The organism is Agrobacterium tumefaciens (genome assembly GCF_005221385.1).
In the GTDB taxonomy this organism is placed as follows: Bacteria; Pseudomonadota; Alphaproteobacteria; order Rhizobiales; family Rhizobiaceae; genus Agrobacterium; species Agrobacterium tomkonis.
Genome location: NZ_CP039904.1, coordinates 2133025 through 2154279, shown reverse-complemented (window position 1 = coordinate 2154279; position 21255 = coordinate 2133025). Strand labels below are relative to the sequence as shown.

The 21255-nt window shown below is 55.8% G+C and carries 15 protein-coding genes and 3 pseudogenes; 8 read left to right on the top strand and 10 right to left on the bottom strand.

Going from position 1 to position 21255, the window contains the following annotated elements; all coding sequences use genetic code 11:
* Positions 1 to 698 precede the first annotated feature (698 nt).
* From CFBP6623_RS25050 to CFBP6623_RS25035, 4 genes are all read left to right on the top strand, one after another.
* Positions 699 to 1064 (top strand): helix-turn-helix domain-containing protein, encoded by a 366-nt coding sequence (locus tag CFBP6623_RS25050; protein WP_080843194.1) that lies wholly within the window; start codon positions 699 to 701, stop codon positions 1062 to 1064.
* Positions 1061 to 2371, top strand: coding sequence for a type II toxin-antitoxin system HipA family toxin (locus CFBP6623_RS25045; protein WP_080843193.1), 1311 nt, complete (start codon positions 1061 to 1063; stop codon positions 2369 to 2371). The genes CFBP6623_RS25050 and CFBP6623_RS25045 overlap by 4 nt, the downstream gene beginning before the upstream one ends.
* A gap of 171 nt (positions 2372 to 2542) precedes the next feature.
* Positions 2543 to 3451 (top strand): nucleotidyltransferase and HEPN domain-containing protein, encoded by a 909-nt coding sequence (locus CFBP6623_RS25040; protein ID WP_080843192.1) that lies wholly within the window; start codon positions 2543 to 2545, stop codon positions 3449 to 3451.
* A 240-nt stretch (positions 3452 to 3691) separates the two neighbouring features.
* Positions 3692 to 4012, top strand: coding sequence for a hypothetical protein (locus tag CFBP6623_RS25035; protein ID WP_080843283.1), 321 nt, complete (start codon positions 3692 to 3694; stop codon positions 4010 to 4012).
* Positions 4013 to 4146: 134 nt separating this feature from the next.
* On the opposite strand, the gene CFBP6623_RS25030 is transcribed toward CFBP6623_RS25035, so the two are convergent.
* A complete protein-coding gene (locus CFBP6623_RS25030; RefSeq protein WP_080843191.1) occupies positions 4147 to 4452 on the bottom strand; it encodes a hypothetical protein in 306 nt (101 codons plus the stop codon).
* 205 nt (positions 4453 to 4657) lie between these two features.
* On the opposite strand from CFBP6623_RS25030, the gene traA reads away from it, so the two are divergent.
* Positions 4658 to 8398, top strand: a complete 3741-nt coding sequence (gene traA, locus CFBP6623_RS25025; RefSeq protein WP_080843190.1) for a Ti-type conjugative transfer relaxase TraA — start codon at positions 4658 to 4660, stop codon at positions 8396 to 8398.
* A 379-nt stretch (positions 8399 to 8777) separates the two neighbouring features.
* Here the strand turns inward: traA and CFBP6623_RS25015 are convergent, their stop codons facing one another.
* Positions 8778 to 9314, bottom strand: a complete 537-nt coding sequence (locus tag CFBP6623_RS25015; RefSeq protein WP_137002597.1) for a hypothetical protein — start codon at positions 9312 to 9314, stop codon at positions 8778 to 8780.
* Positions 9315 to 9508: 194 nt separating this feature from the next.
* Positions 9509 to 10697 (bottom strand): annotated as a pseudogene (locus CFBP6623_RS25010) (Fic family protein).
* 288 nt (positions 10698 to 10985) lie between these two features.
* Here CFBP6623_RS25010 and CFBP6623_RS27225 point away from each other — a divergent pair.
* Both CFBP6623_RS27225 and CFBP6623_RS25000 read left to right on the top strand, forming a co-directional pair.
* Positions 10986 to 11219: pseudogene (locus tag CFBP6623_RS27225) on the top strand (hypothetical protein); the annotation flags it as partial.
* Positions 11220 to 11480, top strand: a pseudogene (locus CFBP6623_RS25000) (LysE family translocator); the annotation flags it as partial.
* A gap of 257 nt (positions 11481 to 11737) precedes the next feature.
* Here CFBP6623_RS25000 and CFBP6623_RS24995 read toward each other — a convergent pair.
* On the bottom strand, positions 11738 to 12301 hold the full coding sequence (locus CFBP6623_RS24995) for a hypothetical protein (protein ID WP_167379200.1): 564 nt from the start codon (positions 12299 to 12301) through the stop codon (positions 11738 to 11740).
* A gap of 300 nt (positions 12302 to 12601) precedes the next feature.
* Complete coding sequence (locus tag CFBP6623_RS24990; protein WP_137002596.1) at positions 12602 to 13327, bottom strand: energy transducer TonB family protein; 726 nt, start codon at positions 13325 to 13327, stop codon at positions 12602 to 12604.
* A gap of 2215 nt (positions 13328 to 15542) precedes the next feature.
* On the opposite strand from CFBP6623_RS24990, the gene CFBP6623_RS24985 reads away from it, so the two are divergent.
* Positions 15543 to 16220 (top strand): DDE-type integrase/transposase/recombinase, encoded by a 678-nt coding sequence (locus CFBP6623_RS24985; protein ID WP_137002595.1) that lies wholly within the window; start codon positions 15543 to 15545, stop codon positions 16218 to 16220.
* A 33-nt stretch (positions 16221 to 16253) separates the two neighbouring features.
* On the opposite strand, the gene CFBP6623_RS24980 is transcribed toward CFBP6623_RS24985, so the two are convergent.
* The 5 genes from CFBP6623_RS24980 to paoC form a co-directional block, all read right to left on the bottom strand.
* Complete coding sequence (locus tag CFBP6623_RS24980; RefSeq protein ID WP_080843186.1) at positions 16254 to 16553, bottom strand: DUF982 domain-containing protein; 300 nt, start codon at positions 16551 to 16553, stop codon at positions 16254 to 16256.
* A 77-nt stretch (positions 16554 to 16630) separates the two neighbouring features.
* Positions 16631 to 17104: an Hsp20 family protein gene (locus tag CFBP6623_RS24975; RefSeq protein WP_080843185.1), complete on the bottom strand. Its 474-nt coding sequence runs from the start codon at positions 17102 to 17104 to the stop codon at positions 16631 to 16633.
* Between the two features lie 341 nt (positions 17105 to 17445).
* A complete protein-coding gene (locus CFBP6623_RS24970) occupies positions 17446 to 18087 on the bottom strand; it encodes a nucleotidyltransferase family protein (RefSeq protein ID WP_080843184.1) in 642 nt (213 codons plus the stop codon).
* Positions 18080 to 19009 carry an XdhC family protein gene (locus CFBP6623_RS24965; RefSeq protein ID WP_080843281.1) on the bottom strand — a complete coding sequence of 310 codons (930 nt, stop codon included), beginning with the start codon at positions 19007 to 19009 and terminating at the stop codon, positions 18080 to 18082. Before CFBP6623_RS24965 ends, CFBP6623_RS24970 begins: the two co-directional genes overlap by 8 nt.
* A gap of 41 nt (positions 19010 to 19050) precedes the next feature.
* On the bottom strand, positions 19051 to 21255 hold the full coding sequence (gene paoC / locus CFBP6623_RS24960; RefSeq protein WP_080843280.1) for an aldehyde oxidoreductase molybdenum-binding subunit PaoC: 2205 nt from the start codon (positions 21253 to 21255) through the stop codon (positions 19051 to 19053).

The window sequence follows — 21255 nt, the reverse complement described above, 5'->3', positions numbered from 1 at the left end:
TAACAATATCATGATATTGTTATTATAATCGATCGCCACCAATTTCTATCGCCTTTTCATTCCACTTCCCAATCATATCCCTTCCGGATTCATCTATAAACAAGCCCGCCTCACAGCAAAAATCTATATAAAATCACCTATTTACACAGCGCCAAATTGACTGCCCACCAATTAAAGCCCTCACCTTCCTCAATAATGGTGCGCTTACAATTATTTATATTTTTTAGGTCTTGCTCCAACTAAATTATATGTTTTACGAACACCATCCTCGCCCATTTTAACCGCGACCACCCAATCACCCACCTCATCCCATCAATGGGAAATTTATTCCATCTAAAAAGTATAAATATACAAATATATGTATTAATTGAATTTATAGAGGCAAAATATTCCGAGGCGAATGTCTTTCAAAACATCCATAACTGCAAAAATCCGCTTGCGCAGGCAGGTGACCCCCCTCAGGCCGCGGCGGTCGGGCGGACGAATATTCACCCAGTTGCCGCCTGCAGCCCATCGCCGCTCGGGTTTCTCAATCCTCTGATTTCACTATTTAAAAATAAGGGATCATAAGTAGTTCTTTATTTGAATATCCATCGATTAGGGATCATTTTTGATCCTATGTCTTTTCGTTGTAATACCTAGTAATAACGGATCATATATGATACGATTGCCAAGAATTTTGCTATAAAGGATCACCTATGATTCCTAATAAAAAATCTCCGACAGGCAGCATCGAAACGACCATGCGCGATCTAGGCACCAGGTTGGCTCGGGTTCGCCTCAGTCGCAACCTGACCCAAGCACGACTGGCGCAGGAGGCCGGAGCTTCGCTACCGAGCATCAAGCGGTTGGAGGCTGGCCGGAACAGCTCGCTCGATACCCTTCTCCGCGTATTGAGGGCACTTAACTTGGGCGATCGCATTCTCGACATCCTCCCCAACCCGGACGTTCGACCGGTCGAGCGGGTCCAGCATGACGGCCACGAGCGGCGGCGCGCACGAACGCAGACAGAAGCCCCAAAAAAAGCCAGCGATTGGGCGTGGGTCGAGGAGGATGAGCAATGACGGATGCGACCGTCCGCTTATGGGGGAGAGATATCGGTGCAGTTAGTTGGCTCGACGACAGAGCGATCGGCGTATTCCAATACATGCCTGAGTTCGTCCAAAGCATCATAGAACTGGCACCGATCATGATGCCGCTGCGCCCCGACCCATACGAATTCCCCGGTTTGCCCCGTGACGCCTTCAAGGGTTTGCCCGGCATGATCGCCGACTCCCTCCCTGACAAATTCGGCAACGCTCTGATCGATACATGGCTCGTGACCCAAGGAAGGTCACCCGGCAGCTTCAATCCGGTCGAGCGCCTTTGTTATATCGGTACGCGCGGCATGGGTGCGCTCGAGTTTCATCCCACAATCCTCAAAGGGCCGCGCAAATCCCAGCGCCTTGAGATCGATGCGCTGACCAAACTCGCCAACGAAGTCCTCAACAATCGCGCCAACCTTGCAGGTATCCTCAAGGGCGATGACGACCAAGAAACCCTGCAGGAGATCCTGCGCGTCGGGACGTCTGCAGGCGGCGCGCGCGCCAAGGCTATCCTTGCATGGAATGAAAAAACCGGGGAATTCCGATCCGGTCAGGTCAAAGCCGGTGAAGGTTTCACCTATTGGCTCATGAAGTTCGACGGCATCTCCAACAATCGTGACAAGGAGCTAGCCGATCCGCAGGGCTTTGGCCTTATTGAGTACGGCTTCTTTCTCCTGGCCCGCGCCGCCGGCATCGACATGACCGAATGCCGCGTCCACCACGAAGGCGGCCGATCGCATTTCATGACGCAGCGCTTCGATCGCACCGCCAATGGCCAGAAGCTCCATATGCAGTCGCTCGCAGCCTTGCGCCACTATGATTTCAACGCGGCGGGAGCTTATTCCTACGAACAGGCCGTCGAGACGATACGGCTCCTCGGCCTTCCCGCTTACGACATCGAGCAACAATTTCGCCGAGCGGTTTTCAACATTCTCGTCCGAAATCAGGACGACCACGTCAAGAACATCGCCTTCCTCATGAATCGAAAGGGCGAATGGCGGCTGTCACCAGCGTTCGACGTCAGCTATGCCTACAATCCGGATGGAAGCTGGACCCATCAGCACCAGATGAGCCTGAACGGTAAACGCGATCATTTCGAGCTGTCCGATCTTATCCAGTTCGGCGTTTTCTGCGACCTCAAGCCCAAAAAGGCCGAAGAAATTATCCGCGAAATGCATACGGAGGTCGAAAACTGGCCAGCCTTCGCGGCACAGGCCGGTGTAACCGAAAAGACCGCGCAAATTATTCACCGAGCCATGCGGCGAGAAATCATCATTCCAGCCTAAGACATAGAACCTGATCAATCACATGCTGAGGAGAGGCCGTCGATAGAGGAACCCGGCACGGAAGACCGGTATGCGAGAGGCACGGCCTCACAACCCCTGCAAGAATGTGGAGTAGCAAAAGCCTGCCGATCGCGGCTAGAATATCTCCTCAGAAGAATCGATGGTGAGGCCATGAAAACGGATATCGGACATCTTCCGCAGACAAAGCAGCGCGAATTGGAAAGGGTCGTCCGGATCATCCATGAAGAGTTTACCGGCATTGTCGAGCGCTCGAAGTCCGACGCCAAGAAGGACGGGCGGATCTATAAAATCATCCTGTTCGGTTCCTATGCCCGTGGCACATGGGTCGACGAGCCGCATACGTCGAAAGGGTATCGTTCGGATTTCGATATTCTCGTCATCGTCAGCAACAAGGAATTGGCCGACCCGAAATATTGGGACAAGGCCACCGACCGGCTGATGTGGGACAAGGAGATCGAGACACCCGTCGGTCTGATCGCGCATGGCGCCCGCGAGATCAGCAACTTTTTGCATGACGGGCAATACTTCTTCGTCGATCTCGCCCGCGAAGGCGTCATCCTCTACGAATTCGATGACAGACCACTGGCTGAGGCGAAACCTCTCAGCCCTGCCGATGCACTCCGGCTAGCCGAAGAGCATTTCCGCAGACATTTTCCTGATGCGCAAACCTTCATCAAGTTGGCTGGTTATGCCCTGAAGGATAACAATACCAACATCGCCGCTTTCCAGCTTCATCAGGCAGTCGAGACGGCCTACAACTGCTATCTCCTGACGCTGACCAACTACACTCCGGCTTCGCATAACCTCAAATTCCTGCGCGGACTTTCGGAGGATCGGGATCGCCGGCTGGTCGACATCTGGCCGCGCGATCATCATCGCTTTACCGCATGGTACAACATTCTCAACGAGGCCTACGTCAAGGCGCGCTATTCGAAGCGTTTCGAGGTTTCCGAAGAAGCGCTTGCGTGGCTTCAGGAGCGCACGGCAGAACTTCACGTCCTGATCGAGGCACTCTGCCGGGAGCATATTGAGACGCTGCAACAGGCAACAAAACCCTGACGATGATATTAAGCAGCGGACCCCATGCGCCGCCGTGGCCAATATTAGCCAAAGCTTTCAGCTAACAACGACATCGACACATGAAAGCTGATTGTCAAAGTTCTCCGGCAGCCTTACATCGAACAGCACTCCTCGACCTTGATGCGTTGACATCACAACTGCTGTATAAAGATTAGGCCGATGTCGAACCTGCGCACGACAGGCGTTGACACTATTCTGCCAACCCGTCAGCCTCGCAACATGACTCCGACGATCAGTTTCATTTCCGAGCTTGTCCGTGACGCCAACCGGTTGGATCGTCTGGATGCCTATCAAAAACGGCGCCTGCTTGAGCGGGCCGTTACGACCATCCGCGACATGCGCCAAACAATCGGAATTCCCTCCGGTCCCGGCCGTGACTGTGTCGTGGACATTCACACCGTGGCCTTGTCGATTAAGCGGGGCTGGCGCTCGGATGACGATGTGCGCAGTGCTCTTCTGCAAGCAGCCGGCATGATCCGTGATCTTCATATCGTACTCGACAGCAAAACCGGAATACGCATTGCCAAGCCGACCGGCTGAGAGCTTGTTAGGCTGACATCACAAGAAGGCGTCAGGTGACCGATGACCTGAACAGTTGCCGGACATTTCGCCTGCACCGTTTCAGGCCATGACAGGGAGTAGTACCGTGACGAGTTCCTTCAGAACTCAGAACATCATCGCTGATCATTGTCGTCGCTGTTATCCTGCACATCCGGCAATGATGCGGGCTCCAGAATATCTGCGAACAAGGCAAGGTCTGCATCACGCGTAAAAAAGGCCGGAAGTTCCTTTGCCAGCCACTGCCGCAGTTCGTCATTATGACGGGTTTGATCATTCCGCTGCAACTGCTCCAGCAGAAACGATCCAAGCAAAATCTTTCGACGCGTTGCCTGCGCCCGCTCCTGCCTGTCCAGCCGCGCCTGCAATGCTTTCCGGCGTTCTTCCAGCTGCCTGATACGTTCTGCGATCGGCTTGCGCATATCGTCATCCCCCGATTGATGCCTCGTTGATGCGTTTCAGAGCCTATTCAAGCACGAGCAATCTCCGACGTGGTACTACTACTTCTAGTAGTCGAAATGGCTGTTCGCTGCTGCTAACCCTGCTGTCGGCAAACAGACAAGGGCGCACTTACGACTTGCGGCGCAGTGGAGCGCTGAATTTCCCCGTTGAGACCGGAGATTTCGGTTGGCGATTTATCATCTCAGCACCAAACCTGTCTCGCGCTCATCCGGCCGCAGCGCTGTGGCATCCGCCGCCTACCGTTGCGCGGTTCTCCTCATCAATCATCGTGATGGCCTCGTGCATGATTTCACCCGGAAAGAGGGTGTCGAGCATAGTGAGATCGTGCTGCCGGAAGACGTGGCTGCCGACTGGGCTTTGGATCGTTCGGCTTTGTGGAACGCTGCCGAGTTTGCAGAAAAGCGCAAGGATGCCCGCGTTGCCCGCGAATTCGAAATCGCGCTCCCGCATGAGCTTTCGCCAGAAGGCCGACTAAAGGCTGCACGCGCCTTTGCCCAGGATCTGGCAAACCGCTATGGCGCGGCAGTGGATTTTGCAATCCATTCGCCAGGTGAGCAAGGTGACATCCGCAACTACCATGCGCATGTGCTGATGACGACGCGAGAGGTTGGCAGAACCCGCCTTGGCGAGAAAACCTCTCTTGAGCACAAGAACGCACGGCTGCTGGCACATGGCATGGCGACGACCGACATACAGCTTCGCGATATCCGGCAGGCGTGGGAAGGCATCGCCAACCGTCAGCTTCAACGCGAAGGCCTGGATATCCGCATCGATCATCGCTCCCATGCGGAGCGCGGTCTTGAATTGTCGCCGACCAGGCATATGGGCGTGCATGCGTCGCAAATGCAGCAGCAAGGAATGGCAGTCGAGCGCTGCCGGCTGGATGACGAGGCAGCACGGCGAAATGCCGAGCTGATCCGCCAAAAACCGGAACAGGTTTTGTCACTGATCAGCAATGAGAAGAGCGTGTTCGATCGGCACGATATTGCGAAAACCTTGCATCGCTACATCAACGATGACGCCCAAACGTTCCAGAACGCCTTTGCGGCTGTCATGGGGTCGCCAGCGCTTGTGGAACTCCAGGCTGAGCACATCGATCCTGAGACAGGCGAAGTTTCGAGCGCGCGCTATTCGACGCGGGACATGATTGATCTGGAACTCGCAATGGCGCGATCGGCGAAGCGATTGCATCAGGCGCATTCCCATCTGGTCGATCCTCGCCATGTCGCGCGTGCAATCGAGAGGCAGGATCGCTCTATCCGGAAAAGCTCTGGCGGAACGTTTGCTGCGAGCGATCCGTCAACAGGATTGTCGGACGAACAGCGTCACGCGATCAAACATGTTACGGGGCCAGAACGCATCGCGGCCGTAGTCGGGTTCGCTGGTGCGGGAAAGTCCACCATGCTTGCAGCCGCTCGCAAGGCGTGGGAGGATCAAGGTTATCAGGTCCATGGTGCGGCGCTGGCCGGAAAGGCGGCCGAGGGTCTTGAGGAAAGCTCTGGCATCGAGAGCCGCACTCTGGCGTCATGGACTTACAGCTGGGACAATGGCCGGGGTATGATCGGCAGCAGTGACGTGTTCGTGATTGACGAGGCCGGCATGGTCGGGAGCCGGCAGCTTGCTCGCTTTATCGGCGAGGCTGAAGAGCGCGGTGCAAAGATCGTTCTTGTCGGCGACCATGAGCAGCTACAGGCGATCGGGGCTGGCGCCCCCTTCAGGGCGATTGCCGAGCAGATCGGCCATGTCGAACTCTCCGACATTCGCCGCCAGCGCCATGATTGGCAGAGACAGGCGTCGGTTGCCTTTGCGACCCACAAGACGGCCGAGGGCCTTACCGCCTATCGGGATCACGGCGACATCCACTTTGCGGAAAGCCGCGACGCGGCAATGGCAAAGATCGTGCGTGATTATCTTGCCGATAGTGAGAAGCATCCAGATGGCACCCGGGTTGCCATGGCGCATCGCCGCGCCGATGTGCGCGCCCTCAATGCCGCCATCCGTTCCGAACTTCAGAACAGACAGCGGCTGGAGCGCAGCCACGGGCTGAGCGACGTTGGGGACAGTGGGGATGGTGAGGATGTTGGAGAACGCGTGTTCCAGACCAATAACGGCAAACGCGCCTTCGCCCCCGGTGACCGGATCATCTTCCTCGAAAACAACCGCGACCTCCGTGTGAAAAACGGCATGCTGGGCACGGTCGAGCATGTCGAGCCGAATAAGATCATCGCACGGCTCGATGGTCGAGGCGGCGATAGCGTCAGCATTCCCACGGACACCTACCAGGCGATCGACCACGGCTATGCAACGACGATCCATAAAAACCAGGGCGCGACGGTCGATCGCGCCTTTGTGCTGGCGTCCAGCACCATGGATCGACATCTGACCTATGTTGCCATGACCAGGCATCGCGACAGCGTGCAGCTCTATGCCGACAGCCAGGAGTTCACTAATGCGGGCCGGTTGGTCGATCACGGCGCGGCTCCCTATGAGCATAATCGCCAGGCGCGAGAAAACTATTTTGTGACGCTGGAGAATGACAAGGGCGATCAGCGCACGGTGTGGGGCGTCGATCTCAAGCGGGCCATGCAGGAGGCATCGCCAAAGATCGGGGACAGGATTGGACTGCAGCATGAAGGAGCCACGCCTGTCACGCTTCCGGACGGTACGCAGGCCGAGCGCAATTCGTGGCGCGTCGTCAAGGGTGATGAACTGGCCTACCAGCAGTTAGAAAACCGCCTGTCGCGTTCCGGCGCGAAGGAAACCACGCTGGATTATGTCAGAGACTTTGCCGAACGGCGGGGCATCGCGGAGAAGCTCGGGGTCAAAAGCGAGATTGAACTTGCTTCCGCCCCAGATGGGCGTCAGGAGGTTTTGTCCCGTGTGGCCCATCGGGTGCGGGAGCAACAGGACCGGCCATCAGAGCGTCAGCAGGTTTACGAGGAACATGCCGGCGAACTGGCCGGCCCTGTTCGCAGCAAAGATCCTCGCAATCCGTTCGCCCGGAAAATCGACGACGGACGGCGGGACGACCGGACAGAGGAGAACAGAGGATATAGCCGCATTCGGTGGTCCGACCTCATGTCGCAAGACGGTGCCGCCGTTCTTGCCCCCACAGAAGCCATCGGCCAGCGATCGCCGCTGCAACCCGGTAAGCCCACTCCGCTGGTGCCAGCAATCACCCGTCACGACCGCAGCGTCGAAGAGGTGGCGCAGCAAAGGGCGATGTCCGTCATCGATCAGCGATTCGATACGCTGGAATCTCTAGTGCGGCACGTGTTCCGTGATCCGGTGGACGTCGCCGCGAGGCTGCGCACCGCGATAACCGAGAAGGAAGGCAACGGCAATATCATGACGAAAGCCATGGCCGAGCAGCCAGAGCGCTTCGGGGAGCTACGTGGCAAGTCAGGTCTGTTCGGAAACAACAAGGAGCGGAAAGAAGCGCTGCACTATGCAAGGTCTCTCTCTGCCCATATCGGCTATGTCTCCGAGGTATGGGAGCGCCGGCTGGGAGAAGAGCGCGCGAGCGAACAGTGGCAACGCGAACAGCGTGACGTGATCGAGGTGCCCGGCCTCACGCCCCGCAGCGCCGAAATCCTTGCCAGGGTGGAGAAGATGCCGGTCGAGAGGCGAAGCAAGTTCATCAAAGAGCTGCGATCGTTACCTGAGGGCCGAGCCGCACTCGATGAGGCAAAGTTGGTGGCCGAAGCAATCACGCGGCGGTTTGGTAGTTCTGATCCTCGCAGGTTCGCCGAGGAGCTTGCGGCACGCCCCGAGCTCGCAAGGCAGGCCGAGCAGATCGAGACAATCGCCCGCATTGTGAATCGAACGCATATGGCCGATCTGAGCTACGACCACATGCTGAAACAGCAACTCAACCGGTCTCGCGGGCTTGGATTGAGCCGATAGTAGGGGCACGGAACGATCGCTGACTTGTCGGGTTTACGGCGTCGAACCTTTGGCCTACCTGCGCCATATTCTGAACGTCGACATCTCCGATCTGCTGCCTTTCAACTTTCACAAAGCCGCAGCGGCCTGGTCGGCGGCCAAATTGAACCCGCGCAAAGCGACGCTAATATTCAGTCTTTTGAGAAACCCTACCAGCTGGGAGGGGTTCTTTTCCTGATGAAATCGAGTTGAATGCTAGTCGTTACTTCTTGTTCCGCCAAACCAACCTTAGTTGCATAACCAAGCAAACGTCCCTAAACCAAGGGAATGATTGGGCAAAAAGTCCCGACGAATTTCTCAGATACTTCAGAAACTTCTTCGCTTTCTGATTTCAAGTCTGCTAACTCGGGCCTGCAGCAATTTTCAGAGCGGAAATAACTGCACCATACCCGAGAAAGCTAAGAGATAGAAAGCACATAAACCTTACAAAATCAGGAGCTTTATGTCCGCAATATCGAAATACTGCGAGCAAGACGAAGCCCAACAGGATAACAGCTCCAGCGTAAGACATTAAAACGATTGCCACACGGTTATCCTCCAACAGCCAGGCAATCGCACCAACCGCGACGAGCTTTCCATACGGCGCCACCGCAGGCAGGATGTCACTAACGTAACCCTCCGCACGTCGTTCATCGAATCGAGAATCGAGAACACCGATCGATGACTGAAAGCTATTATATGCGAGGGTCAGTAGAACGAAACTGATCCCCACATGCGAGAGAAACAGACCGTACCAATATCCCTGTTGCGAAAATGCATAATCAGCGGCCGAGGCCGCGAAAAGCAAAAGCACGAACGTTCCGCAACCAGATGCGAACCTCTGCCAAATATCGAGCATTACACGCCGCTTGCGATAGAACCATGAAACGAAACTCATTTTGTGCCCCTGAGCCAAATACGCTGGGCGGTATGCCACTGAGACGTTGCCTTATCGTTGGAAATAAATCGATATTTTTATGTAAAGGCGAGACGAAGCGCCTAATTTCGAGATTCCAAGTTACCGGCGGGAAAAGTCAAATAGATTGATGTTTTTGCTCTTGATGAAAGTCGAACCTTCGGCCCATCAATTTGTCATGAATTGAGAGGCAAGGGATCGGTGCCTTCTCCTAGAATCGCAAGGTATCGTCGATAGCTGAACACCCGGCCACGCTTGCGTCCGGTAACCTCATCAACGATGCCCAATCGCTCTAGGTCGGCGAGTGCGGCGTTGACCGTTGGTGCGGACAAACCCGTCACCTGAACAATCTGGTTCGCTGTGTGAAAAGGATTCTGCTGGAAAAGCTCGTGAATACGAAGAGCCGACCCTGCTCTATCACTCCCTACGGTTATCCGCTCTCGATCTTCCTTGAAAAGATCGACGATCTGGGTAGCAGCCTCAAACGCTTGATTGGCAGTGTCGGCGACGCCGGTCAGGAAAAAGTCTAGCCAAGCTTCCCAGTTTCCATGTTCCATGTTCCCGAACTTCTTGCAGTAGCCGATAATATTCTCTCCTATGGGACTTCAGATAGAGGCTGAGGTAGAGTAGCGGCTTTCGCAGAACGCCGTTCATGCAAAGATATAGGGTTACAAGTAGGCGGCCGATACGGCCATTGCCATCGAGAAATGGATGGATCGTTTCAAACTGCACATGCAGCAGGCCAGCTTTGATCAGCGCCGGTAACCTCGATTGGTCGTCATGCATGAAACGCTCGAACGCATCCAGGCAACCGGCCATTTCAGTAACGGGTGGCGGTACAAAGAGTGCGTTACCGGGGCGCGTGCCACCAATCCAATTTTGCGAGCGGCGAAACTCTCCTGGATCTTTGGTACCTCCTCGCCCACTGTGCAGGAGCTTGGCGTGCATCTCACGGATCAGACGCAACGACATGGGCAACGTTTCCAGCCGCTCTAAACCATACATCATGGCGTCAACATAGTTGGATACTTCACGGATATCATCAACCGGCTGCCCGGCTTGAGCTTCGGTCTCAAACCGCAAGAGATTAGAAAGCGTCGACTGCGTGCCTTCAATCTGCGAGGAAAGAACGGCTTCCTTCCTTACATACATATAAAGGAAAAGCTCCTGTCTCGGCAGCAGCATTGTGATACCATTCAGGCGTCCTAGTGCGCGCTCAGCCAAGCTGAGGCGCTCTAGCTATGAAAGCACATCAATCACCGGCTCGGGCGGCAATGGTGGGGGCACGAACGCCCGCACTGTTTCACTGGCAGCAACCGTCTCGACGAAACGACCCAGGCGGTTTTTGGATTCGGAATCAGACATAACCCAATATCAGCTGCGCCCGCTATTTAAGCAAGACGCATTTCATTTAATTAATCGACAGACTTAGATAAGCCCGCTTAATTAACACGCCGACATTGGTCTCCTGAGCTTTGGTCCAGACGGCGTAGGTGCCGAGTACGATAACTATGCGCCGTTAGAAGTGACACGCCCGATAAATCCTTTGTTAAAGCTCGCCCCCTATTCCCGCTCGCCCTCGGCACTGGTGCCGAGAGAAACGGAATGAGCATGCCCAAAAACGATCTTTCATCACGTCATTTTTAGCGAAAAATTTCGGAATTCTGCGAGCTTCGTATCGCTCCAATCGCATCCAGGCGAGTGTTGGAGAATATTCGGCCTTATCTGGCCAGTTTGATCATCTACCGAAAATCGCCCCCGCTTCTGAATGGCCATATCGACTGGAGGATGATCGGTCAGGCCTATGGGATCGAAGCCGAGTTGACGGCAGAACTGAAAAAACAGCTCCGGCCAGGCCTGGATGCAATCATCCGCTGGCTCGGCGTATCAGCACTGTTTTTTCTGGCTTTCTTGCCGCAGTTCGTTGAGGTCGACCGTGGCCATGTGGCTATGCAGATCGCCTTTCTCGGGCTTGTTTACACAGCGATTGGCGTTCTGACGGACAGCTCCTACGCGCTTGCCGCCGGCACGGCTGGCAAGTGGCTGAAGCGCAGTCCCGCGTACCTAAGGGCTGAACGCTGGGTTAGTGGTTTCGTGTATATCGGTCTTGGCTTGACGGCCGCTTTTGCTGGCAATCAAAAGAAATAGCCCACCTGTCGTACCTGTTGGACATTCTCGGACTCGGTGTGTCGCCGCCTGAACCTAGCTGGGGAAGTATGCTCGTCGCTCAAAGTCAATCATGGGGTGCCCAAGTGGCATCCGCATTGAGCTTCTTGATGATTGCGATCTTCGCCTTCAGTTCCAGCGATATTATCTCGCGAAAAACCTGAAACCTTTTACGCCTCGCATTTTGGGGCGGTCTGTCGGGTTGCGTGACAATTTACCTGCGGGTATACGCCACGACCTCACCGACTTGAGCCGATATTGATGACGGCGGATGAACCTACCTGAACAAAAGAATACTCGACCGCACCTCGTTTCCACCAGGCTGTCGTACTTTCGATTGCGTCATTCTTGTCGAGATTATCCGGTGCACCAAGCCTCTCCGATAACGCATCCAGGAAACCGGCAGGTCTTGGTGTGGAATATGCGCATGCTTTGTGTCCGTTCGGACCAATGGCAATCCAAAAAGACAATGACTCGGCTCCGCCGGCCTTCTCGTGCCGCCAGCCCACAACGTCCACCGAACCGCCATTATAGGCGACGAAGCTACGACGCCATTCCTCTGTTTCCGCATCGGTCAGCCGCGGCCAGCCAAGTTCATCACCCTTGGTCATCGCGGTCTGCACGGTGGGCGCTTCACAAATATTGAGAAGGCGCTCCGCCGTCATGTCCGCCGGCATCGCCGTGGCCACCCCGAAACTCAAAAATGCAGCGCAAAAACTGCCGATGGTCGATACCTCAAGATACCGAAGCGGACTTGCACGCCCTGCGTTCCTCATTTTCTTCTCCGGTTCGTCATCGTCCATGGGATCAGACCGCCGCGTCCGAAAGTAAACGTTGCGGGATGGATGCAGCCAGTTGAAGATCATGCCCCGGCGTTCATACCGGGCGCAACAGGCTTCCTGTCGTTCGCAAACGCTTTTCCAGCAATTCCACAAGCTGCTCCTCGCGAATACGACCCTGCCCAAGCCGATTTTCATGGCCAACTCGCGCCAACCATATGTCGGCCACCGCCGCTCATCTTCTACTCCGACTTATCTGGAATTAACTCGCTGTCGCGCTATAGGATGCAAGGTTTAGATGCCACATGTCATGGAACCCTCCACCTATTGAATTACAAACGGGAGATGAAATTGGCCTTGCAAACCGAATTCCAGGTACGGCTGACATTTTTGAAGCGCCCTTATCGCTGCCTTACCAATGACCTCGCTTGCTTCGCCACCACCCTGCTCGATAACCACCGGCATTCCTTCGAGAGCGCCCGCCTCGTTAATTTTGAATGAAACAACCGCCTTTCCCCCTATTCCTGCGGGCACGTTGAAGCAGGATTGTACCTTTTTTGCCAAGTGCGGCAGCTCCTTTAGATTTACTGATACGGGGCGGCTGTTTTCAGCCTGTAATTGTGCGGCCAGCTGCTTTGCCGTGTCAAACTTGGCTTCATCAATCGTGTTTTCAAAAGCGAGCACCCAGATGAGGATGGGGGATGTTTCGATCATCGTGTAAATCGAAATGCCGCCTCCTATTTCCTTGCCGGATTTGTCAAATTTTCGGATGCCGTAATACACGCCGTTTTCGTCGCTGCCGAGTAATGCGAAAACGTCGGCTGTCTCTTTCCGCGACCCAAAAAACGGCTTTGCGTCCTTATAACGCGGCGCGTCCCTCGCTACCAAAGCCGACAATAAATCTTTCAGATTGTATGGGATGGGAGGTGTCTGGTCTTTTGTACGCGGAATCACTGCGAGAAAAATCACATTCGTTGGCATTTTACCCGAAAAATCACCTTTCCGCGCCTGTTCCAGCGGAAGGCAATCGACAAACAATGTATGTGTCAATTCGGCGTCTTTTTATCAGGAAGACTAGTCCAAAGGTACTGGTCTGCTTTCGAGCGTGACGGATCGACCTGACAAAGACCCTTCGGTGGCGTGAACTGTAAATCTATTCCCTGTTCAATACTCGAAGCACCTATAGCAGGTGCAGCCAGTCCAGACAGCGCCACAACACTGGCCACGACGAGCCCTAATACAATCTGCATTTTTGGCATCATCATCTCGCGCCTTTGTTAACTCAGTTTTGTCAATTCATGGGCCAATCATTCACAGACTTCTGCGCTCGCCTCGGCCTCGAAGTGGCCGAGGCGATATCCTTGTGCGAAATTTCCATCGGGCAGCTACAACGCAGGAAACCAATGCGGCATTTCCCTTATTTTGCTGCATGGTTGGTAGAGGGCATCGATACGACCGAAAGCGTAGAATTACTTCGTCGTCCGCTCATCGTCGCTGGGCGCGGAGGGGATTGGGTACGGCAAGAACCGCATGCGATACCGCCATTATCGATTTTCTGATCATGTAAACTCCAACACCGATTAAGTTAGGACCGGAGAGTTTTTTCTCCGATTTGTCCGTCTCTCACAATCACGCCGGGTGTCTAAAAGTTCAAGTCCGGACTTCAGCTTACGATCCGGCGTACTTTGGTTCACGGATAAACGACTCTCATCCAATTAGCTCTTGAAGGGAATCGAACCAGCGGCCACCGCGTGAAATGCACTAAATCAGGCACATAGGTTTCACGCACTGATTTGCTCAAGTATTGAGGGCAAACCTGTGGTGATCCCAAACTTGGGACGTTATTCAGGGCATGGCGTCGAGCAGGAGGGAGCCGACGCTCTTACCGATCGCGCATCTTAAGTCCGTCTCGGTTTCCGACTTATTCAGGCGCCCTGTTCGAAAGCCCTTTGTCGTTTGGGTTCGGAGCCGGCGTCTCTCTTGTATCTCGCGGCGGATGTTGGCGATCGTCCGGCTCGGCGGGCGCCACCTGGTCGTCAGAACGGCGGACAGGCTGCTCTTTAGGGTCGGTCGTCTTGGAGGGGACCGAAATTTTCTTGGGCATGGTCAGTTCCTCTAGCTTCACCGACAAAAACTGGCTGGCCACACGGAAGGTTCCGAGTCCCGGAAGCGCTGCTTGGTTCGGAATCGATCTCACCAAGCTGAACAGGCGGGCCTCGTCGCAGGCGGGATCAGTGGCAAGCCTTCGAATAAGCTATCCGCCCCTCTTCGAGCCGCCCGAGACGCAGGAAAGCAAGACCCTCGCGTGACGTGAGCCTCGGCGGTGGAAAAGTCGGCCACAGTCGCGGCGGAATAATCCGTCCGCAAGCGGAGTAAAAACCGGCCACTTATTTTCTTTCTGCAATGAGCGCAGGTGGGACAGGGGATCTATACCGTGGAACTTTATCTGTGGGTTCGCCTGGCTGTTTCCGAAGGGATGACGTAGCGGCAGGCAGCAGCATTTCAACATATCGCGCGACAGCGTAGCCAAGATGGTGGCTTCTTCGAGGACACAGCGATCAAGGTCAACTTCATGGTGAATGTCAGCTACGGCAACCCGGCCGGGAATTTCGCGCGGCTGCCACGCCTGGAGTTTGGCGCGGTGCCCGTTCTGGCATAGCCGCGTCTACCGGTTACGGAAGGGCGCAACCATCATAACTTGCGGCCGGTCGGGGGCCGCCCCGTTGGGGCGGGTCGCGGGGGGGAATTCCATCTTTGCTGAGGTTCATGCTCGGCAGCAGGCCATTCTGCAACGCCGCTTCAAAGTGTACATCGGGAGGTTTCTAAACTACTCAGATAGGGTAAAATTTACTGCACCGAAGGCATTCGTTGCGAAATTGCCAATAAAATCTATACACGTATTTATTTATTTCAGTATTTCATAATGGAGCGATGATTGCGGTACATCGTAATATTAAAATGCGCTGGCGAGGAAAGTCCAGTTTTCGAAGCCGATGACATTACTCGGTGTTTCGGTTGGATTAGGACACAGACCAGGAAATTCCCTGAAATACATAAAGGAAATTATAAGATTGTGGACCGTGATCTCGATAACGACGCATCACCAAATACCAATTTTTGGTAGGCTCAGGCCGGATATCACATAGTCGGCAAATCCCGGTTGCGGGGTCCAACTGGAATTTGAATTTGCGGAGATGGCGACCGGTCTGACGGGAATCGTATCAGCCGAGGGTATGTCCCCAACTCCGCATGCGAGTCGTTAAACTTGTTAAATGTCATTTTCAATACAAAGAAAGCGCTACCATTACCGACCAACACTTGTATGCATATTCAACGGGTCTGGGTGGCCAACTTCACCTACATCCGCACCGCCATCGGCTGTTGCTATCTCGCCGTCATTCTCGGCGCCTGCAGCCGGAAAGTCTTCGGCTATGGCCTGTCGACACGGCCGGATACGCCGCTGGCGCTGGCCGCACTACATTCGGCCATCGAGAACAGAATGCCTCCGCTTGGCTGCATTCACCACACGGACCACGGATGCCAGTACGCAAATGAGACCTATCGACGAGCACTCGATGCGGCAGCCCTACAGGGATCCACGAGTGCCGTTGGCAACCCTTATCACAATGCGCAGGCAGAGAGCTTTATGAAGACTCTGAAAATAGAGGGCATTCATCCTGCCGGGTACGAAACCTTCGCAGACGTCGCCGAGCGATTGCCCAGCTTCATCGAAGAAGTCTACAATGCAAGCGGCTGCACTCGGCCCTTAGCTATAGGTCGCCAGCAGAATTTGAAACTCAACTCGCCCAGCAAGCGGCTTAGTTTGAAGTGCCTCGCTGGTCCAGGCCGAGGGGTTCACTCCAACGCCCGGTCAGTTCTCAGTGGCAATCATGTCGGCATGGATGCGATTTATGCATCGCTCGAGCAGCGTAAGAACCCGTAGTTTCGTGGCAGGCCGCTTGCTGTGGGCAGGTCCTCACTTTATATGGGGACCGCTGTCGCCATGCATGAGAGAAGCGCTAATTACCGGCAACTGCGGGGCCAGAAGATCATGCTTCGCGGCGAATGCGGCAAACAAGCCGCGCGCGGTCTCCGCTTCGATCTCTCCGCGAAGCGCCGCTTGAGAAGCCTTTAGTGCAATCGAGTGTGCCGTGTCTCTGAACGAGGTCGGCCATTCGACAAGATGCCGGTAGGCATCCATTACGCCGCGTACTTCCACAGGAAAGCCTAAGCCGACAAGGATAGTGACAGGTTTTCTGAACATATCGGGTTTCATTGGTCTCTCCTTCCCAACCCGGAATGGTGATGGGCGCCATCGCAATGGCACCCTTGCTTACTGGACGAGCCTGGATATCAAGCGGCCTTCTGTGCTTCGATCTGCGCCGGAACGGCGGACGTCAACGCAGGCGTGCTCTGGATCAATATCTTTCGAGGCTTCAACGCCTCCGGAATCTCTCGAACAAGCTCGATCGACAGGAGGCCTTTTCTAAGGTCCGCTCCGTTCACCCTGACGTGATCTGCAAGTTCGAACCTGTGTTCGAATGGACGCCCAGCGATCCCGCGATGGAGGTAACCAACGGCAGATACCTCATGTTTCTTGCCGGTTACAGTCAGCAGGTTGGACTGGAAGGTGATATCGAGATCGTCCTGGGTGAAGCCGGCGACCGCTATTGAGATCCGGTAGGTATCGTCGTCAGTCTTGACGATATCGTAAGGCGGCCAGTCGCTGATTGAGCGGGCGCGCTGAGCATTTTCCAACAGATGGAACACCCGGTCGAAGCCGACGCTCGATCGGAACAGCGGTGCGAAGTCGTAAGATGTTGCCATAGCCATATCCTCCTTGAAGCAACATGGTACGGGAATGCCAAAAGCGGCGCTCCCGGCGATACCAGCCCTTATTTCAGTGGCTGGCGGCAATCGATTTGGTTTTGACGATTTTCGGATTCAAGATTTGCAATAAAAAAATTGTACTGCTTTCCAGGCTGTCTCAATGAGACTTATCCCGGCCGGCATTCTTTTTTCGCAAGATTGGATGCTCTGCTAGGCAAGGACTCATGGCCCTTGATCATGAACCCGCACTCCTGAGCGGAATGACACCGGTGACGTTTCTCTCCCACCCAACCTTTGAATCCCAACCAACGCGACAGGAACTGGACGCACCCGATTTTTCAACCTTGGGCGGGCAACCAGCCCCTTTCGCGCAATGACTCGAGCGTATCGAGATCGGTCGTGGCTGCTGGTCCGATCTCGACGTCGACTATCGACCTCCTATGGCGCCGAACCACCGCGCGCGCGCCGACATCTCCAGCCAGCTTCACTAGCTCCGGATACGTGCAATCAGGAAAGATTATCGGGTGGCCAGGTTCGCCGGCAGCTACAGCCCGGACGATTGGTTTTCCATTACGTTGTCGGAATTTGGTGGCAAGGAGATCGAGATGCTCACTCGTGATATCGGGCATGTCGGACAAACAGATCATAACCCCGGTGGCCCGCAAACGGATCGCTTCCCGCAGGCCGACGATGATCGACGTTGCCATTCCTGACTCGAAGTCCGAGTTGTGAACAACTTGTGCCGGAATATCCTTGATCGCGGAACGGATTTCGTCATCCAGATGTCCAGTCACTACGACCACGTTATCACAGGCTGACCCACTCGCCGCTAGAACTGATCTCCGAATGAGCGGGATGCCATCGAATGTCGCCAACAGCTTGTGCCAGCCACCGGTGCGGGTCGATCTCCCTGCGGCAAGGACGAGCACGGCAATCGTAAGACGTCCGCCTATCTGGTCACACCGCTCGTATTTATGCATATGCGGTCAGCCTAGAAGCGGCAACGTCGGCAAGGACTGACAATGCCAGCGACGTAGTGTCCTTGGTCGGCCCGAACAATCCGATGGGCGCCTTGATGCGGTCTATCTCAGCTTTCGAAAACCCCGCGCGCCGCAGACACTCCACACGCTTCCGATGGGTGCGCGTGCTTCCAAGGGCGCCAATGTAAAAAGCCTTCGAACGCAGTGCACGTCTCAGAATCCGCTCCTCCGCGTCAAGATCGTGGTGCAGAAGCGCGATGGCGGTGAACGGGTCGATCGCTGGATAACGGCCATCGCATGCTTCGCCGTTGCCCAAGACTGTCACGTCGTGTCCCGCCGCCTCCGCGATTCTTGCCACCATCAGTGCCTCGGCGCCATAACCAGACACCACGATTCTGGTCCTGGGGCGGTAAACTGTCTCGAACCGTCCACACATCCAACGCGCCCGTGAAGGTGGTTCCATGCAGGCAACTGTCTGGCTGTTCGGGCAATACCGCAGTGCGACAGGCCGACGATGTCGTACTTCGTTTATAACACCTTCCAGCGCCTTGACGTCGCGCAGCACGTGAATGGCAACCGTGATCCCGCCTCCGCAAGGAAGAACGATATCGAAGAACGGCGAGCCGTCGCCATAGACCACGTTCCGGTCGCGGCCTTCAGCAATAGCCAGGATCGCTTCCGAGGCGACCGCCGCTTCTACGCATCCGCCGGAAACATAGCCGCAGAAGCTACCATTTGCCGCCACGGCGACGTGCGCACCAAGAGCGCGGGCGGCGCCTCCCCGGATTTCGACGAGCGTTGCGAGCGCTGCCCCGCCGTGCCGAAAAGAAGCGATGGCGAACTCCAGGATGTCCAAAGGATCGTCGCTAGTCGATGATCTCCTTGGAGCCCGCATTTCCGTCGTATCCAGCAACACGTTCATAGACCTTATTCCTGTCAAAGCCAGCCTGACGCCGAGCATGGTTACGCAAGGTCAGGCAGGCCGCCGATCAGCTTGTCCAGGGTCATCGGATAGTTCCGGAGGCGAATACCTGTCGCATTGTGGATCGCGTTCGCGATCGCGGCCGAGACGCCGCATAGTCCGAGTTCGCCAATGCCCTTCGCCTTCATCGGCGAGGAAATCGGATCGGTCTCATCCATAAACACGACGTCCTGGTGCGGGATGTCTGCATGCACCGGCACCTCATAGCCAGCCAAGTCATGGTTGACGAAGAACCCCCGACGGGTATCAACCGCAAGTTCCTCCGACAACGCCAGACCAGCACCCATCGTCATCGCACCAATCACCTGGCTGCGCGCCGTGATCGGATTAAGGATGCGGCCGGCGGCACATACCGCAAGCATGCGGCGGATTCGACTCTCGCCCGTAGCCGCATCGACGCCGACCTCCACGAAATGCGCTCCGAAGGTCGACTGCTGATGGCTGTCCGAAAGCTTCTCCCACTCGATCTTGTCCTCGGCCACTAGTCCTTCGGCGCCCGCCGCTTCGGCAAGAGAAACCGAGCGCGAACCGGAGAGGACCCGACCGCCCTCGAAGACGACGTCCTGTTCATTGAACCCGAGTTTCTGGACAATAGCGTCCCGGAGCTTGACACAGGCTGCATAGACGCCAGAGGTCGAACAGTTCGCGCCGAACTGTCCGCCAGAGCCTGCGGATACGGGAAAGCGAGAATCACCAAGCTGGACCGCGATCTTGCCGATCGGCAGCCCCATCATTTCCGCAGCGGTTTGGGCGATGATCGTGTAACTGCCGGTTCCGATATCGGTCATGTCGGTCTCAACGGTGACGACCCCTTCCCTGTCCAGACGCACGCGTGCGCCCGATGGGACCAGGAGGTTGTTGCGGAATGCGGCCGCGACACCGAAACCGATCATCCAGTTGCCTTCGCGACGAGAACCAGGACGAACTCGTCCACGCCAGCCGAAACGTTCCGCTCCAAGCTTGAGACAACCGACAAAATCGCGATGCGAAAACGGGCGCTCTGGCTTCTCCGGATCCACCTGCGTGTCGTTGAGGATACGGAACTGCACCGGATCAATGCCGAGCTTTTCGGCCATTTCGTCGATGGCGATCTCGAGCGCCATCAGTCCCGGCGCCTCGCCGGGCGCGCGCATGGCGTTGCCCTCGGGAAGGTGCAGCGTCGCCAGCCGCATCGCCGTCATGCGGTTCTCGCCCGCATAAAGAAGCCGCGTCTGCATGGCAGCCGTTTCAAGCTGGCCATCGGGTTGATCGCCGGACCAGCTTTCATGGGCGATTGCGGTTATTTTTCCATCGCGGCCCGCACCGATGCGGATACGCTGGATCGTCGCTGGACGATGCGTCGTGTTGTTGACGAGAAACGGCCTCGGCAGCGCGACCTTTACGGGCCGCTTTGTTGCTTTTGCACCGAACGCGGCCAGAACCGCGTCGGCACGCAGGAACAGCTTGCCGCCGAAGCCGCCGCCGATGAACGGCGACATGAGGTGGATTTTTTCCTTGTCGACACCAAGCGTCGTTGCGAGGTCGGACCGCCACCAGTCGATCATCTGGCTGGACGTCCAAACCGTCAGCTCATCACCGTCCCAGGCAGCTATGGATGCATGCGGCTCCATCATCGAATGCGACTGATCCGGGGTCGTGTAGGTCTCGTCCAACGTCACTTCGGCGGACTTGAACGCACCTTCGAAATCTCCAACGGTGGTATCTGGTGGAGCACCGCCTGCGTCTTTCGGCTTGACCGCCGAATCCCTCGCCTCGGCGAGATCATACGTACCCTGCTCTTCCGTGTAGTCGACCTTCACCAGGGCTGCTGCTGCTCGTGCCTGTTCAAACGTCTCGGCGACGATTACGGCGATTGCCTGGTGGTAGTGCTGGATCTCATCGCCACCGAAGAGTTTCGCGGTATTGAACTTGCCCTTTTCGCGTTTGCCGACGTCAAGTGTCGTTACCACGGCAAGCACGCCCGGCGCGCGTTTGGCAGCATCGACATTCATCGAGATGATGCGGCCCCTGGCGATGGTCGATCCCACGGGATAACCGTAGGCGTAAGGCATGTTCGGATCATGCCACTCATAGGCGTACATCGCCTGCCCAGTCGTCTTGAGCTCGCCGTCGATGCGGTGGACAGGCTGGCCGACCATCTTCAGCTGGTCGATTGGATTGGTGGTTGCTGGTGTATCGAACTTCAT